Source organism: Xanthobacter sp. (assembly GCF_041911315.1).
Lineage (GTDB): Bacteria > Pseudomonadota > Alphaproteobacteria > Rhizobiales > Xanthobacteraceae > Xanthobacter > Xanthobacter aminoxidans.
Genome location: NZ_JAYRPE010000043.1, coordinates 1 through 14,453, shown reverse-complemented (window position 1 = coordinate 14,453; position 14,453 = coordinate 1). Strand labels below are relative to the sequence as shown.

Genomic DNA, 14,453 nt, shown 5'->3' with positions numbered 1-14,453 from the left:
GCTGGCGCTGCTGGCGCCGCGGCCTCGGCCAACATCACGCTCCGCGCTTCGGCGTGTCCCGAGGCCGGCTGCCTCGCCTCCTGCGAGACCGGCGAGAGCGTGATCGGCGGCTATTGCGTGAACGTGGACCGCGGCATGCAGCATATCGCCGTCTTCTCGGCACGCGGCGACAAGACCGAGGTGGAATGCCTTCATCCGGTGAAGCAGGTGGTGGCGGTCTGCCTCAAGCCGTGAGGGCGCGACGCCGCGTGTCTAACCCCGGCGTCGCAGGATCTTGAGGCGCCCCAGCAGCTCGGCCACCGCCTCCTGCGGCAGGTGGCCGATCTCGCGGGCGAGCAGGTTGGCCAGCTCGGTGGCCTGCGGCGACAGATCGGCGGTGTCCACCACCACCCGCGGCTGCGACAGCTCCGCGAGGCGCTGGAGATCCTCCGCCTCGTCCCAGATCACGTTGAAATAGGCGATGATGCGCTGGGTGAGCGCCCAGGTGGGCTTGCCGCGCTTTCCGGTCTCCAGCGCCGAGAGATAGGTAGGCGTGACGCCGATGGCCCGCGCCATCTCGGTGAGGGTCACGCCGCGTTGGGCGCGCAGGTCGCGCACCCGGCGTCCGAAGGGCGTCATGCCGGGGTCCTTGTGGTTCCACCCATTTTCGTGGTGCAAGGGCGAGCCGGAAGGCCGCGCCCCACACATCAAACCGGATAGCCCCATCACCCGCGGCTCGTCCATGGGGAAGCATACGGGAAAGCCTGCCGGCAAACGAAAACGGCGGCGCAGAGCGCCGCCGTTCGTTCACCCATCGATCCTGTCGGGATGTCAGGTCCAGCTGCTGTCGTCGCCGCCGCCGTCATCCCAGCCGGCTTCGTCGCCGATGTCGTCATAGCCGGTGTCTTCGGGCCCGGCCTCCTCGTAGCCCGCTTCTTGCTGGCTCGAGCCGTTCCAGAAATTGTCGGTGCCGGCGTTCTGACCGCCCAGCGCCGCCTGGGCATCCTGACCGAGATTGCCGGTGCCGGGGGTCTCGGGCTTGCCAAGCTCGGCCGCGGCCGCATGGGCCACCGCGCCGCCGCCACCGGTCATCATGTTCTTGATGCCGTCATAGAGCAGCGCACCGCCGGCGACACCCGCCGCCGTGGCGAGTGCTCCCTGCAGGAAGCCACCGCCGCTGCGTTGCGGCTGGGGCGCGGCCTGCTGGGCCCACGGTCCGCCCTGTTGGCCGTAACCACCCTGCTGGGGGTAGCCCTGCTGCGGATACCCGCCCTGCTGGGCATAACCCTGTTGAGAATAACCCTGCTGGCCGTAGCCGGCGGGCAATCCCATGGGCTGGCCCGGCTGCGGCTGGGTCGAAGACTGGCCCCAAGGCTGGCCCGAAGAGGTCTGGCCCGCATACTGGCCATTGTCCCGCGCGCCTGCGGACGGAACGGACGAGCGCCCGCCGCCGAACAGGCCGCCAAGGAAGCCACCGGACGACCCGGACGAACGCTGCTGCGCCTCGGCCGCGCGGGCTTCGGCATCGGCAAGCTGGGCCTCCAGATCCTGCACGCGACCATAGGCCTGCTGCAGGGCGTGCTCCTGCACCAGAACGCTCTGGGCGAGGGCATAGGTGGCGTGGGGTGCCTCGGCGACGCGGCGCGCGATCAGCGCCTCGGCCTCCGCATCGCGCGGCTGGCTGGCAACACTGCGCATGCGATCGAACAGGCCGTCGATCAGGGCACGTTCCTCGGGGGTCATTTCCGCCTCCGGTGAGTGGATGGCGAGGATATGAGCAGACGAGCATGGCCGGGGAAGGGCTCCCCGCATGAAATTTTTGTAACGCCGCGGTAGCGGAGCAGGGTCACTCCGCCGCGTCGGCCGGGGTGCCGCTCTCGGCCGCGCCAGTTCCGCCGCCGATGCCGAAGCGCTTCTCCACATAGGCTTCCACCATCTGGCGGAACTCCTCCTGGATGTTGGCGCCGCGCAGGGTCGCGACCTTCCTGCCGTCGATGAAGACGGGGGCGGAGGGCGTCTCGCCGGTGCCGGGCAGCGAGATGCCGATGTCGGCGTGCTTGGATTCCCCCGGCCCGTTCACGATGCAGCCCATGACCGCCACATTCAGGGTCTCGACGCCGGGATATTGCGCCTTCCACACCGGCATCCGGGTGCGGATCATGTCCTGCACGCTCTGCGCCAGCTCCTGGAACACGGTGGAAGTGGTGCGGCCGCAGCCCGGGCAGGCGGCCACCAGCGGCACGAAGGTGCGCAGGCCCATGGTCTGCAGGATTTCCTGCGCCACCTGCACCTCGCGGGTGCGGTCGCCGTTGGGCTCGGGGGTCAGCGACACGCGGATGGTGTCGCCGATGCCCTGCTGGAGCACCACGCCCATGGCTGCCGTGGAGGCGACGATGCCCTTCGATCCCATGCCCGCCTCGGTGAGGCCGAGGTGCAGCGCATAGTCGGAGCGGCGCGCCAGCTCGGAATAGACCGCGATCAGGTCCTGCACCGCCGACACCTTGGCGGAGAGGATGATGCGGTTACGGCCGAGGCCGATCTCCTCCGCCAGCGCGGCCGAGAGCAGCGCCGAGCGCACCAGCGCCTCGCGCGTCACCGCCCGCGCTTCCGCAGGCTTGGGCAGGCGGGCGTTCTCGTCCATCAAGCGGGTCAGCAGTTCGCCGTCGAGGGAGCCCCAGTTGGCGCCGATGCGCACCGGCTTGTCGTGCTTGATGGCGGTTTCGACGATGGCGGCGAACTGCCGGTCCTTCTTGTCGCCGAAGCCCACATTGCCGGGATTGATGCGGTATTTCGCCAGCGCTTCCGCGCAGGCGGGATGATCGGCCAGCAGCTTGTGGCCGATGTAATGGAAATCGCCCACGAGGGGCACGTCGATGCCCTGCGCCAGCAGCTTCTCGTGGATGTGCGGCACGGCGGCCGCCGCCTCGTCACGATCCACCGTGATGCGCACGATCTCGGAACCGGCCCGGGCGAGCGCCGCGACCTGACGCACGGTGCCGGCGATGTCGGCCGTATCGGTGTTGGTCATGGACTGGACCACCACCGGCGCCCCGCCGCCCACCATCACCCGGCCGACGGGAACGCCCACCGTCATGTGCCGGCGGGCCGGCCCGGCCTCAAGCAGCTCGACGGGAACCACGGGCGCGGCGCTGGTGAGGGTTTCGGCGCTGGTCATGGGTCTGGTCCTCGAACGACGGGCGATCCGCAGGTGTACGGCGCCGGGGCAGGCGTGGACCGCATTACGGACGTCGATGCGGCCGGGTTTCGAGTAGGCCGGGGGCAGGAAAGAATCAACCGCCGGCGGTTTCCTTGGCCGCGCCCTTGGCCGCAGGCGCAGGGGCAGCGGATGCCGCCTCCCGGCAATCGGCGCACGTGCCGGCGACCTCCAGCACCCGCTGGCGGGGCTCGAAGCCGGCGGCGCGCGCCGCCCAGGCGAGATCACGGCCGATGGCATGGGAGGCCACCTCCCGCGTCAGGCCGCAGCGCTCGCAGATGAGGAAGACCACCACGTCGGTATCATCGTGAGGATGGGCGCAGGCAAGAAAGGCATTGCGGCTCTCGATGCGGTGGGCGAGGCCTTCGGCCACCAGGAAATCGAGCACCCGGTAGACCGACATGGGCGGCGCCGGGTCGCCGGCGGCGGAGAGCTTCTGCACGATCTCGTAGGCGCCGAGCGGCACATGGCTCTCCGCCAGGGCCTTCATGACGTTGCGCCGCAGCGGCGTCATGCGCAGGCCCTTGCGCGCGCAGCACTCCTCCACGCGCGACATGGCGCCTGCCACGCATTGGCCGTGGTCGTGGTCCTTGGTATGGGCGTCGGTGCGGGTCACCCTGCAAATCTAGTGGATGTCCCCCGTTTCCGCCACGGGGTCGGGTGAACGAAGGGAGGACGGGAAGTCTCGCCGGCCGGATTGCACCGCAGCGGACGGCGTTGCAATGTGCCGGCCGCAGGCACGCCTGCGTGTGATGGTCTTGCGAGCCAGCGCGGCGCTCAGGCACCGCGTGACAGCAGCGTCACACCGTTCCGCTACACCGTGCCGCCGGCCCCGCAGGGGCCGTGCCGCCTTTTCGGGGAATAGCCATGCTCAAGGGGAAGGTCGCCGTCGTCACCGGGTCCACCAGCGGAATCGGGCTCGCCTATGCCCGGGCCTTCGCCAAGGAAGGCGCGAACGTCGTCATCAACGGCCTCGGCGACGCCGCCGCCATCGAGAAGGAGCGTTCCGCCATCGAGAGCGAGTTCGGCGTGAAGGCGCTCTATTCGCCGGCCAACATGCTGAAGGCGGACGAGATCGAAGGCATGGTGAAGCTCGCCGAGACCGAGCTGGGCGCCTGCGACATCCTCGTGAACAACGCCGGCATCCAGCACGTGGCGCCGATCGAGGAATTCCCGATCGATACCTGGAACACCATCATCGCCATCAACCTGTCGGCGGCCTTCTTCGCCATGCGCGCGGCCATCCCCGGCATGAAGGCGCGGAAGTGGGGCCGCATCATCAGCACGGCCTCGGCCCACGCCCTCGTCGCCTCGCCCTTCAAGTCCGCCTATGTCGCGGCCAAGCACGGCATCGCCGGCCTGACCAAGACCGCGGCGCTCGAGACCGCGACCTTCGGCATCACCGTGAACGCCATCTGCCCCGGCTACGTCTGGACCCCCCTCGTGGAGAAGCAGATTCCGGACACCGCCAAGGCGCGCGGCATCACCGAGGAAGAGGTGAAGAAGAACGTTATTCTCGCCGCCCAGCCCACCAAGGAGTTCGTGACGGTGGAAGAGGTGGCTGCCTATGCCGTCTTCCTCGCCTCGGACAACGCCCGCTCCATCACCGGCTCCATGCAGCAGATCGACGGCGGCTGGGTGGCGGAGTGACGCCGGGGCTCCGGCCGTGACGCGGCGCGACGGCGTCAAGCCGCTCAGCCTCGCGCTCCAGGGGGGAGGCGCCCATGGCGCCTTCACCTGGGGTGTGCTCGATCGCCTGCTGCAGGACGAGCGAATCGCCATCGCCGGCATCACCGGCACAAGCGCGGGCGCCATGAACGCGGTGGTGCTGGCCGCCGGGCTCGCCAAGGGCGACCCGGAGGAGGCGCGCCACGCCCTGTCCCAGTTCTGGAAGGATGTGTCGCGCGACGGGCGGATGTCGCCCATCCAGCGCTCGGCCTTCGACCGGCTCATGGGCAACTGGTCGCTCGCCAAGAACCCGGTCTATCTCGCCTTCGAGGTGGCCTCGCGCTTTCTGTCGCCCTACGATTTCAATCCGCTGAACATCAACCCGCTGCGCGAGATTCTCGAAGCCCATGTGGATTTCGAGGCCATCCGGAAGGCGCAGGTGAAGGTCTTCATCTCCGCCACCAACGTCCACACCGGCCGCGCCCGCATCTTCGGGCACGAGGAGATGACGGCGGACGCGGTGATGGCCTCCGCCTGCCTGCCCTTCCTGTTCCAGGCGGTGGAGATCGACGGCGTGCCCTATTGGGACGGCGGCTACATGGGCAATCCGCCGCTGTTCCCGCTCTACGAGATGGCGGACGCGGACGACATCCTGCTGGTCCAGATCAACCCGGTGGTGCGCGAGACCACGCCCCGCACCGCCAGCGAAATCCAGAACCGGATCAACGAGATCACCTTCAATGCCTCGCTGCTTGCCCAGTTGCGGGCCATCGACAATGCGGCGAAGCTGATCGAACAGGGGCTCATCAGCCGCTGGACCTTGGGTGGCTCGCCCTTCCGTCGGGTGCGGCTGCACCGTATCGGCGGCGAGCACCAGTTGGCGGCGCTGGACGCCACGTCCAAGCTCAACGCGGAATGGTCCTTCCTTCAGCACCTGCGCGACCTCGGCCGGGCGGCGGCGGACACGTTCCTCGCCGAGCATTTCGACGACCTCGGCCGTCGCTCGACGCTGGATCTGAGGCTGGAACTGGCGGATTGAGACAGGCCCGCCGGAGCGGGCCTGCCGAAAGCGTGCTCAGCTGCGCGCGACCTTAGCCACGCGAATCCTTTTTGGCCTGCGCCACCGCCACGAACTTGGTGACGCGGCCGGCCTCGCCGGAAGCCGAGCCGATGCGCTCAAGGCGCGTGCGCTCCTTCGGGGTCATGCCCGTATTGGGGCGCGGCAGATTCGCCGGGCGCTTGGCACGCTTGGAATCGCGCTTCAGCTCCAGTGCCTTGTGCGCACTCTCCACCAGCTCAGCCCGGGCCGCCTGGGTGCGGCGGCGGGTCTGCTCGCGGCGGGCGCGGGTGAGGGCATCGGTGAGGACGGAGGCCTTCTGGCGATTGCCGGAATCGGCCTTGTCGAACGTCACCTCGCCGCGACCGCCCTTGCCGCGCAGGGCACGGCGCTGGTTGTTCGCGATGGTGACGGCGCGATCGCGGCGCTCGCGCAGCTGGGCCACGAGGTCATTCACCTCGCCGTCGCCGAGTGCGCTCACCACGGGCTGGCGGGACTTCTCCACCAGCTCCACTTCCGAATCCGTGAGAAGGCGGCGTTCCGTCTTGCGGGGATGGGCCATGGGGCGGATCTCCTTCTTGTTTTCCGACCCCTATGGCTAGGCCGCCGATTATGTGGATTGTGAGACTGCCGCAGGACCGCCAGCCATGAACGAGACACCCGCCTCTCACCCCACGGAGCCGCGCGGCGCCACGGACTGCGCGGTGATCGTCGCCGACATCACCCGCCTCGCCACTGACGCCATCGTGAACGCCGCCAACGCCTCTCTGCTCGGTGGCGGTGGCGTGGACGGCGCCATCCACCGCGCCGCCGGGCCGGAGCTGTTGGCGCATTGCCGGACGCTGGGCGGCTGCCCTACCGGCGAAGCGCGCCTCACCCCGGGATTCCGGCTGCCCGCGCGCCACATCATCCACACGGTCGGTCCCATCTGGCGAGGCGGCGGCGCGGATGAGGATGCACTGCTCGCCTCCTGCTACCGGGAAAGCCTGCGGCACGCGGACGAGGCCGGCCTCGCCTCCATCGCCTTCCCCGCCATCTCCACGGGAATCTATGGATTTCCGCCCGAGCGGGCCGCCCCACTGGCGGTGGGCGCCGTCCTCGCCCATCTTGGAGGCCCCGGCAGCGTGACCCGCGTGGTCTTCTGCTGCTTCTCGCAAGGCTCCGCCGACCTCCATCATGACGCCCTCCGCGCCCACGGCATCGCACCCCGCCCCTGAGACCGGGCGGGATCTCCCCCTCCTCCACCGCGATGGGCTGATGCTCATCATCGACAAGCCCTACGGCCTGCCCGTCCATGCCGGGCCGAAGGGCGGGGAGACGCTGGCCGATCATCTCGACGCCCTGCGCTTCGGCCTGCCTCGCGCGCCCGAGCTGGCGCACAGGCTGGACAAGGACACCTCCGGCTGCCTCGTGCTCGGCCGCCACACCAAGGCGCTGGCGCAATTGGGAAAGCTGTTCGCCAGCGGCGCGGTGGGCAAGACCTATGTGGCCGTCACCCTCGGCGCCCCGGCGGCGGACGCGGGGCGGATCGACCAGCCCCTGGCCAAACGCTCGCCCCATCGCGGCTGGTGGATGCAGGCGGTGCCCAAGGGATCGCCGGGCGCGCAGGAGGCCATCACCGATTTCCAGGTGCTGCACCGGGCCGGCGACCTCGCGGTCATCGCGCTATCGCCGGTGACGGGGCGCACCCACCAGCTGCGCGCGCACCTCTCCCATCTCGGCACGCCCATTCTCGGTGATGCCATCTATGGCGGCGCCTCGCGCCTGCCCGGCGGACCGAAGCTGCACCTGCATTCCCGCCGCGTGGTGGTTCCCCTCAAGGCCGGCGCTCCGCCGGTGGATGTGAGCGCCCCTTTGCCGCCGCATATGTGCGAGACGCTTTCCCATCTCGGCCTCGATCCGGTTGCCGTGGGCACCGCCGCCGATCAGGTCGCCTTCGCCAAGCTCGGGACGGCTGAAAGCAAGGCCTGACCCATTTGTGAAGCGGGTTCCGTTGGGGCAATCTGGCCCGGAACTTGCTCCGTGTTAAGCTGGCTGACGAAGGGCAGGAAAGGGAGAGGGTGTGAGCGTATCTCGCGACGGAAAGCTCCCGCGCAGGCCCCAGGACCGCACGCCGGAAGAGACCGCGCGTGACCTGCTCGAACGCGCCATCGGCCGCGCCCGCCTCACGGTATTCTGGGAACGGGCCTGGCCCGCTTTCGCGCGTGTCGGGGTTCCCCTGGCCCTGTTCCTCGCCGTCTCCTTCGCCGGTGTCTGGGTGTCGGCGCCCGTCTGGGCGCGCATCGCCGGCGTGGTGCTGTTCGCGCTGGCCATCCTCTTTGCCGCCCGCCCGCTCCTCGCCCTGCGCTGGCCGAGCCGGGAGGAGGCAGTGGCGCGCCTCGATGCGAAGAGCGCCCTCGCCCACCGCCCCGCCACCGCCATTTCCGACAGCCTCGCCACCCGCCCGGACGATCCGGTCGGCGCCGCCCTGTGGCGCGCGCACCTCGCCCGCGCACTGGCGGCCGCTCGTTCGCTGAAGGCCGGCACGCCCTCGCCCGACCTCGCCCGTCTTGATCCGCGCGCCGTTCGCGCGCTGGCGGTGCTGGCGCTGGCGGCCACTGTCTTCATGGCACCGGGGCAGCACCTCTCCCGCATCGGCGCGGCCTTCGACTGGAAGACCATCGTCCCGCCCCCGCCTTACCGGCTCGATGCCTGGATCGATCCGCCCGCCTATACCGGCCGCCCGCCCGTGGTGCTGCCGGGGCTGCGCTCGGATGATCCCACCTCGCTGAATGCCGCTGCGCTGCAGGTTCCGGTGGGCAGCACACTCGTGGTGCGTGGCTCCGGCATCGACACCGCGGCCCTCAAGCTCGACGGGGGCATCGCCGAGGCGAAGCCCGAGGCCGATGCGCCGACCACCGCCGGCGAAAAGCGCTACGTGATCCGCGAGGATTCCGACGTCACCTTCCTCGGTCCCGACCAGCGTCGCCTCGCATGGCACTTCAAGGTGCTGGCGGACCAGAAGCCCACCATCAGCTTCGCCAAGGACCCGCAGACCGGCCAGCGCAACGCGCTGGTGCTCGCATACCGGATGGAGGACGACTACGGGGTGAAGGAAGCCGAGGCGCTGTTCACGCCCCTTCCGCCCGAGCCGCCGCTCTTCCCGCGCCCCGGCGCATCCCCGCGCAAGATGGCGCAGCCGCTGGTTCCGCCGCCCGACTTCAAGCTGACCTTGCCGGCCGGCGGTCGCACCGGCGCGGCACAGACCACAAAGGATCTCGTCGCCCATCCGTGGGCCGGCGCCCGCGTGGAGGTGCAGCTCAAGGCCCGCGACGACGCCGGCAACGAAGGCGTCAGCGAGACAAAGACCGTCCGCCTGCCGGCGCGTGCCTTCTCGAAGCCCCTCGCCAAGGCGCTCATCGACGAGCGTCGCCGCCTCGCCTTCGACGCCGGCAACCGCCGCCGGCTGGTCACGGTGCTGGAAGGCCTCACCATCGCCCCCGCCCAGTTCGCCCCTGGCGCCGGCGAATATCTCGGCCTGCGCACCGCGCTGGCCCGCGCCAAGAATGCCCGCAACGACGACGATCTCAGGTCGCTGGTGGATTATCTCTGGGAAGTGGCGGTGCTGATCGAGGACGGCACCCTCTCCGACGCCGAGCGCGAGCTGCGCGCCGCCCAGGAGGCCCTGCGCGAGGCGCTGGAGCGCGGCGCCAGCGACGAGGAGATCAAGCGCCTCACGCAGGATCTGCGCGCGGCCATGGAAAAGATGATGCGGCAGCTCGCCGAGCAGGCGCGCCGCGACAGCGGGACCGACGCCCGCCCGCTCGACCCCAACACCCGCATCGTCCGCCCGCAGGACCTGCAGAAGATGCTGGACCGCATCGAGAATCTCGCCCGCTCCGGCAACAAGGATGCGGCCCGCGAACTGCTCGACCAGCTCCAGGCCATGATGGAGAACATGCGCCCCGGCAACCGTCAGGCCGGCCGCCAGCAGCAGGGACAGCAGCAGCAGAGCGAAATCGGCAAGATGATCCAGGAGCAGCAGCGCCTGCGCGACCGCACCTGGCGCCAGAACCGGGAAGGACAGCAAGGGCAACAGGGTCAGCAAGGCCAACGCGGCCAGCAGGGACAACAGGGCCAGGGTCAGCAAGGACAGCAGGGTCAGGGCCAGCAGCCCGGCGAGAACGGCTTCTCAGACCTTCAGCAGGGACAGCAGGAACTGCGCAAGCGCCTCGGCCGCATGCTCGACCAGATGCGCCGCATGCAAGAGGGACAGGGCCAGCAGGGCCAAGGTCAGCAGGGCCAGAACGGCGAAGGTGGCGAAGGCGACGCCATGGGCCGGGCCGGCGAGGCCATGGGCCGGGCGGAGCAGGCCATGCGCGAGGCGGAGGAAGCCCTCAGCCGCGGCGAGGGCCAGGGCGCGCTCGACGCCGAGGGCCGTGCCCTCCAGTCGCTCCGGCAGGGTGCTCAGGCCATGGCGGAGGCGCAGCGCGGCCAGCAGGAGGGTCAGGGCCCCGGCGGTCCGGGCGAGGAAAGCGCCCAGCGCACCGATCCCCTCGGCCGCCCCCTGCGCAGCCAGGACTATGGCGACGACTTCACCGTGAAGGTGCCGGACGAGGTGGACGCCCAGCGCGCCCGCCGCGTGCTGGAGGAACTGCGCCGCCGGCTGGAGCAGCCGGAGCGTCCGCAGATCGAGCTCGATTATCTGGAGCGCCTGCTGCGCGGGCTGAACTAGAGCGTTTCAGCGTTTCCGAGCGAACCGGTGCCCACTTCGCTCGGAAACGCTCTGAGGCGGCGCGGAGGCGTCAGGCCTCGACCGGCTCCACCTTCAGTGTCGCGCCATTGGTGCCGGTGACGCGCACGTCGTGGCCAGCGGCGACATCCGGGCCTTCCACGCGCCACACCGTGTCGTCGATACGCACCCGCCCGACTCCGCCGAGGATCGGCGCATCGAGGGTGAACACCCGCCCCACGAAGCCTTCCGGGCGGCGGTTCAGGAACGGCCGGTCGGAGGCCTTGCCGGGCGCCGGGCTGACGCGGCGGCCAACCAGCACCGCCACCACCGCCAGGGCGGCGAACACCAGCACTTCCACCTGCCACGCGAGCGCCACCGTGTAAGCGACGGCGCCGGTGACCAAGGCCGCGAGCCCGAGCCACAGCAGGAAGGCCCCCGGCGCCGCGATCTCCGCCACCAGCAGCACGCCGCCGAGGACGAACCACGCCCAGGGACCGAGTTGGGAGAGAAGGGGCACGGGCTCAGCCCTCCCGCGGCGGCACGGTCGCGGGGCCGGTGGGCCGGCGGCCGGGCGAACGCGGCGCGGGCACGCCCTCGGTCCCGAATGCGCCCGATCCAAACGCACCTTTGGCGATCTCGCCGATGCCGGCCAAAGACGAGAGCAGCGCCGTGCCTTCATAGGGCATCAGCACCACCTTCTGGTTCGGCGCTGCGCCCATGGTCTCGAACGCCTTCACATACTTCTCGGCGATGTAATAGTTGAGCGCGGCGGGATCGCCGTTCGCCACCGCGACGGACAGCATCTCGGTGGCCTTGGCATCCGCCTGCGCCAGCCGCTCGCGCGCCTCGGCATCGCGGAACGCCGCCTCGCGCCGGCCCTCGGCCTGCAGGATCTGGCCCTGCTTCTGGCCCTCCGCCTTGAGGATTTCCGACTGGCGCTGGCCCTCGGCCTCGAGGATCACGGCACGCTTTTCACGCTCCGCCTTCATCTGGCGGCCCATGGCATTCACGAGGTCGGCGGGCGGCACGATGTCCTTGATCTCGATGCGGGTCATCTTGATGCCCCAGGGCGAGGCCGCCGCATCCACCACCGTCAGAAGGCGCACGTTGATCTCGTCGCGGTGGGAGAGAAGCTGGTCGAGGTCCATGGAGCCCATGACCGTGCGGATGTTGGTCATGGTCAGCGCGAGGATGGCGGTGTCGAGCCGCGCCACCTCGTAACTGGCGCGGGCGGCGTCGAACACCTGGAAGAACACCACGCCGTCCACCGTCACGGTGGCGTTGTCCTTGGTGATGACCTCCTGGCTCGGAACGTCGATCACCTGCTCCATCACGTTCACGCGGTTGCCGATGCGGTCGATGAACGGGACGATGAGGTTGAGGCCGGGCATGAGCGTCTTGGTGTACCGGCGGAAGCGCTCCACCGTGTACTGGTAGCCCTGCGGCACCGTCTTCACGCCGGAGAAGACCACCGCCACCGCCAGCACCAGCAGCACCAGCACGAACAGGTTGGGACCGATCTCGATCATGGGGCGCCCCTCAGCCGGCCCCCTGCGGCCGGTGGCGCATATGGCCATGGGGAAGGGGGCGGCGGCAAGGCGGGGGCACGCCGAAGGAACGGAAGGGGAAGATCCGGCGCGGTCCGATTCGCACGCGATTCGTTCGCGTGATGTTCCCGTCGGAGCTGGTGAAGCGTCCCGTTTCGGCACAGCACGGCCCATGCCGTTTCGTTGACGGCCCATGTCAGCCCATGATAACCCATAAGTACCCATGAACAGGATGGACGGTCTCGGCCGTCACGCGGGCCGCCTTGAACGGCGCCCGTTGCAACACGAGGGCACCCGGGCGCCATGGACCGCTTCGTGTCCACCTACACGATGCGCCTCGACGCCAAGGGCCGGGTCTCCATCCCCGCGCCCTACCGCATGGTGCTGACCAAGGACGGCGCGGACGGCCTCTATTGCCATCCGAGCCTTGCGGAACCGGCGCTGGATGCCGGCGGCAACCGTCTGATCGGCGAGATCGACACGCTGATCGACAGCTACCCGCCCTATTCCGAAGCGCGCGAGGAGCTGGCCGCCGCGCTCTACGGCACCAGCGAGACGTTGCGCATCGATCCGGAGGGCCGGGTGGTGCTGACGGAGAGTTTGAAGGCCCACGCGGCGATCACCGATCAGGTGGCGTTCGTCGGGCTGGGGCACAAGTTCCGGATCTGGGAACCGGAGCGGCTGAAGGCACATCTCGCGGAGGCCACCCGACGGGTGCGCGAGTTGCGCCAGGCCATCGGCTCCCGAGCGGAGACCACGCGGAGCGAACGGACATGACGACGGGCCACGGGGTCGGCCCCGCCGACGCCGCTGGCGGACCGGCCCGTCATCTGCCGGTGATGCTTCGCGAGGTTCTCGCGCACCTCGCGCCGAAGGACGCCGGCCATTATGTGGACGGCACCTTCGGCGCGGGAGGTTATACCTCCGCCATCCTCGCCGCGGCCGACTGCCAGGTGCTCGCCATCGACCGCGATCCCACGGCCATCGCCGCCGGGCAGACGCTGGTGGAAGCCTCGGGCAAGCGCCTCCTCCTCGTGCAGGACCGCTTCTCGCGGCTCGACGAGATCGCCGCCGAGCAGGATTTCGGCCCCCTCGACGGGGTGGTGCTGGACATCGGCGTCTCCTCCATGCAGCTCGACGAGGCGGACCGCGGCTTCTCCTTCCGCCGCGACGGGCCGCTCGACATGCGCATGGGCGCAGACGGGCTCTCGGCCGCCGATCTCGTCGCCACGCTGGATGACGTCCGCCTTGCCCACATCATCTGGACTTTCGGCGAGGAGCGGCATTCGCGCGCCATCGCCAAGGCCATCGTGAAGGCGCGGGAAGAGGCGCCCATCACCCGCACGGCGCAGCTCGCCGAGATCGTCTCGCGCGTGGTGTGGGCCAAGCCCGGCGAGATGCATCCCGCCACCCGCACCTTCCAGGCCCTGCGCATCGCGGTGAACGAGGAATTGTCGGAGCTGGTGGAGGCGCTGGCCGCTGCCGAGCGGGCGCTCCGGCCGGGGGGACGGCTGGTGGTCGTCACCTTCCATTCCCTTGAGGACAGGATCGTTAAGACTTTTCTGTCACACCGGTCCAAGGCACCGTCCGCCTCGCGCCACCAGCCGCAAGCGGAAGGGCCGGAGCCCTCCTTCCGCCTCGTGGCGAAGGGAGCCGTAGAGCCCGGTCCCGACGAAGTGGCAGGCAACCCGCGCTCCAGGTCCGCGAAACTTCGCGCGGCCGAGCGCACGGACGCCCCGGCGCATCCGGGCGGTGACCTGATGGGGCTGCTTCCGCCCCCATCACCGCAACGCGCAGGGCGGAGACGCTAGTCGAGATGTTTCGGGTCGCCAATGTCGTGATGGTCGTCGCGCTTCTGGTGACCGCCGCGGTGGTCTACCAGCTCAAGGTCTCGTCCACCGCCGAGGCCGAGCGGCTCGCCACCCTGCGCACCCAGATCCGCAAGGAGCGCGATTCGATCGCGCTGATGCGGGCCGAATGGGCGCGCCGCACCTCGCCCATCTATATCCAGGGCCTCGCCGAGCGGCATCTCGACATGAAGCGGCTCGATGTCGATTCGATTTCCAGCCTCGATGACCTGCCCGCCAAGCCCGCCTCCGGCGGCGACGGCATCGGCGGCATGATCGAGGCGTTGGTGGACGCACCCCTCGTCACCTCCTCGGCCGGCTCCAAGCCCTCGGCCTCGACCACGGCGCCCACAAGCTCCGGCGGCGCCACCGTACCGGCGACCTCGGCGCTTCGCCCGGCCAATGCGCCGGTGTCGAAGCCGGCCGC

15 protein-coding genes and 1 pseudogene are annotated in these 14,453 nt (G+C 69.9%); 9 read left to right on the top strand and 7 right to left on the bottom strand.

Features of this window, described 5'->3' with window-relative positions:
- Nucleotides 1–234, top strand: a pseudogene (locus ACE3QW_RS13635) (hypothetical protein); the annotation flags it as partial.
- Nucleotides 235–252: 18 nt separating this feature from the next.
- Here ACE3QW_RS13635 and ACE3QW_RS13630 read toward each other — a convergent pair.
- From ACE3QW_RS13630 to ACE3QW_RS13615, 4 genes are all read right to left on the bottom strand, one after another.
- The gene (locus ACE3QW_RS13630; protein WP_024276561.1) at nucleotides 253–618 is read right to left on the bottom strand and encodes a helix-turn-helix domain-containing protein; all 366 of its coding nucleotides are present in this window, start codon (nucleotides 616–618) and stop codon (nucleotides 253–255) included.
- 192 nt (nucleotides 619–810) lie between these two features.
- Complete coding sequence (locus ACE3QW_RS13625; protein WP_374251865.1) at nucleotides 811–1,722, bottom strand: DUF2076 domain-containing protein; 912 nt, start codon at nucleotides 1,720–1,722, stop codon at nucleotides 811–813.
- Nucleotides 1,723–1,825: 103 nt separating this feature from the next.
- A complete protein-coding gene (ispG, locus tag ACE3QW_RS13620; protein ID WP_374251864.1) occupies nucleotides 1,826–3,154 on the bottom strand; it encodes a flavodoxin-dependent (E)-4-hydroxy-3-methylbut-2-enyl-diphosphate synthase in 1,329 nt (442 codons plus the stop codon).
- Nucleotides 3,155–3,269: 115 nt separating this feature from the next.
- A complete protein-coding gene (locus ACE3QW_RS13615; RefSeq protein ID WP_374251866.1) occupies nucleotides 3,270–3,749 on the bottom strand; it encodes a Fur family transcriptional regulator in 480 nt (159 codons plus the stop codon).
- A gap of 311 nt (nucleotides 3,750–4,060) precedes the next feature.
- On the opposite strand from ACE3QW_RS13615, the gene ACE3QW_RS13610 reads away from it, so the two are divergent.
- Nucleotides 4,061–4,843, top strand: coding sequence for a 3-hydroxybutyrate dehydrogenase (locus ACE3QW_RS13610; protein WP_024276557.1), 783 nt, complete (start codon nucleotides 4,061–4,063; stop codon nucleotides 4,841–4,843).
- A gap of 16 nt (nucleotides 4,844–4,859) precedes the next feature.
- Nucleotides 4,860–5,900, top strand: coding sequence for a patatin-like phospholipase family protein (locus ACE3QW_RS13605; RefSeq protein WP_029556304.1), 1,041 nt, complete (start codon nucleotides 4,860–4,862; stop codon nucleotides 5,898–5,900).
- 52 nt (nucleotides 5,901–5,952) lie between these two features.
- Here the strand turns inward: ACE3QW_RS13605 and ACE3QW_RS13600 are convergent, their stop codons facing one another.
- On the bottom strand, nucleotides 5,953–6,480 hold the full coding sequence (locus tag ACE3QW_RS13600) for a hypothetical protein (RefSeq protein ID WP_374251863.1): 528 nt from the start codon (nucleotides 6,478–6,480) through the stop codon (nucleotides 5,953–5,955).
- 85 nt (nucleotides 6,481–6,565) lie between these two features.
- On the opposite strand from ACE3QW_RS13600, the gene ACE3QW_RS13595 reads away from it, so the two are divergent.
- The 3 genes from ACE3QW_RS13595 to ACE3QW_RS13585 all read left to right on the top strand — a co-directional run bounded on the left by ACE3QW_RS13595 (nucleotide 6,566) and on the right by ACE3QW_RS13585 (nucleotide 10,632).
- A complete protein-coding gene (locus tag ACE3QW_RS13595) occupies nucleotides 6,566–7,135 on the top strand; it encodes an O-acetyl-ADP-ribose deacetylase (RefSeq protein WP_374251862.1) in 570 nt (189 codons plus the stop codon).
- Nucleotides 7,095–7,889 (top strand): RluA family pseudouridine synthase, encoded by a 795-nt coding sequence (locus tag ACE3QW_RS13590; RefSeq protein ID WP_029556307.1) that lies wholly within the window; start codon nucleotides 7,095–7,097, stop codon nucleotides 7,887–7,889. The genes ACE3QW_RS13595 and ACE3QW_RS13590 overlap by 41 nt, the downstream gene beginning before the upstream one ends.
- Nucleotides 7,890–7,980: 91 nt before the next feature.
- A complete protein-coding gene (locus tag ACE3QW_RS13585) occupies nucleotides 7,981–10,632 on the top strand; it encodes a TIGR02302 family protein (RefSeq protein ID WP_374251861.1) in 2,652 nt (883 codons plus the stop codon).
- Between the two features lie 70 nt (nucleotides 10,633–10,702).
- Here ACE3QW_RS13585 and ACE3QW_RS13580 read toward each other — a convergent pair whose 3' ends face one another.
- The gene (locus ACE3QW_RS13580) at nucleotides 10,703–11,149 is read right to left on the bottom strand and encodes an NfeD family protein (protein WP_374251860.1); all 447 of its coding nucleotides are present in this window, start codon (nucleotides 11,147–11,149) and stop codon (nucleotides 10,703–10,705) included.
- Nucleotides 11,150–11,153: 4 nt separating this feature from the next.
- Nucleotides 11,154–12,161: an SPFH domain-containing protein gene (locus tag ACE3QW_RS13575; RefSeq protein WP_374251859.1), complete on the bottom strand. Its 1,008-nt coding sequence runs from the start codon at nucleotides 12,159–12,161 to the stop codon at nucleotides 11,154–11,156.
- Nucleotides 12,162–12,482: 321 nt separating this feature from the next.
- Here ACE3QW_RS13575 and ACE3QW_RS13570 point away from each other — a divergent pair, with 321 nt between their 5' ends.
- From ACE3QW_RS13570 to ACE3QW_RS13560, 3 genes are all read left to right on the top strand, one after another.
- Nucleotides 12,483–12,956, top strand: coding sequence for a division/cell wall cluster transcriptional repressor MraZ (locus ACE3QW_RS13570; protein ID WP_024276549.1), 474 nt, complete (start codon nucleotides 12,483–12,485; stop codon nucleotides 12,954–12,956).
- Entirely contained in the window at nucleotides 12,953–13,990 is a 1,038-nt protein-coding gene (rsmH, locus tag ACE3QW_RS13565; RefSeq protein WP_024276548.1) for a 16S rRNA (cytosine(1402)-N(4))-methyltransferase RsmH, read from the top strand. Before ACE3QW_RS13570 ends, rsmH begins: the two co-directional genes overlap by 4 nt.
- Nucleotides 13,991–13,995: 5 nt before the next feature.
- Nucleotides 13,996–14,453 (top strand): hypothetical protein (locus ACE3QW_RS13560; protein ID WP_374251858.1); only part of this gene is annotated, 458 nt, incomplete at its 3' end.

Excerpts from the sequence above, each read along its gene's own strand:
- ACE3QW_RS13630 (WP_024276561.1), bottom strand. The coding sequence starts at position 618 with ATGACGCCCTTCGGACGCCGGGTGCGCGACCTGCGCGCCCAACGCGGC.
- ACE3QW_RS13625 (WP_374251865.1), bottom strand. The coding sequence starts at position 1,722 with ATGACCCCCGAGGAACGTGCCCTGATCGACGGCCTGTTCGATCGCATG.
- ispG (WP_374251864.1), bottom strand. The coding sequence starts at position 3,154 with ATGACCAGCGCCGAAACCCTCACCAGCGCCGCGCCCGTGGTTCCCGTC.
- ACE3QW_RS13615 (WP_374251866.1), bottom strand. The coding sequence starts at position 3,749 with ATGTCGCGCGTGGAGGAGTGCTGCGCGCGCAAGGGCCTGCGCATGACG.
- ACE3QW_RS13610 (WP_024276557.1), top strand. The coding sequence starts at position 4,061 with ATGCTCAAGGGGAAGGTCGCCGTCGTCACCGGGTCCACCAGCGGAATC.
- ACE3QW_RS13600 (WP_374251863.1), bottom strand. The coding sequence starts at position 6,480 with ATGGCCCATCCCCGCAAGACGGAACGCCGCCTTCTCACGGATTCGGAA.
- ACE3QW_RS13595 (WP_374251862.1), top strand. The coding sequence starts at position 6,566 with ATGAACGAGACACCCGCCTCTCACCCCACGGAGCCGCGCGGCGCCACG.
- ACE3QW_RS13590 (WP_029556307.1), top strand. The coding sequence starts at position 7,095 with ATGACGCCCTCCGCGCCCACGGCATCGCACCCCGCCCCTGAGACCGGG.
- ACE3QW_RS13575 (WP_374251859.1), bottom strand. The coding sequence starts at position 12,161 with ATGATCGAGATCGGTCCCAACCTGTTCGTGCTGGTGCTGCTGGTGCTG.
- ACE3QW_RS13570 (WP_024276549.1), top strand. The coding sequence starts at position 12,483 with ATGGACCGCTTCGTGTCCACCTACACGATGCGCCTCGACGCCAAGGGC.
- rsmH (WP_024276548.1), top strand. The coding sequence starts at position 12,953 with ATGACGACGGGCCACGGGGTCGGCCCCGCCGACGCCGCTGGCGGACCG.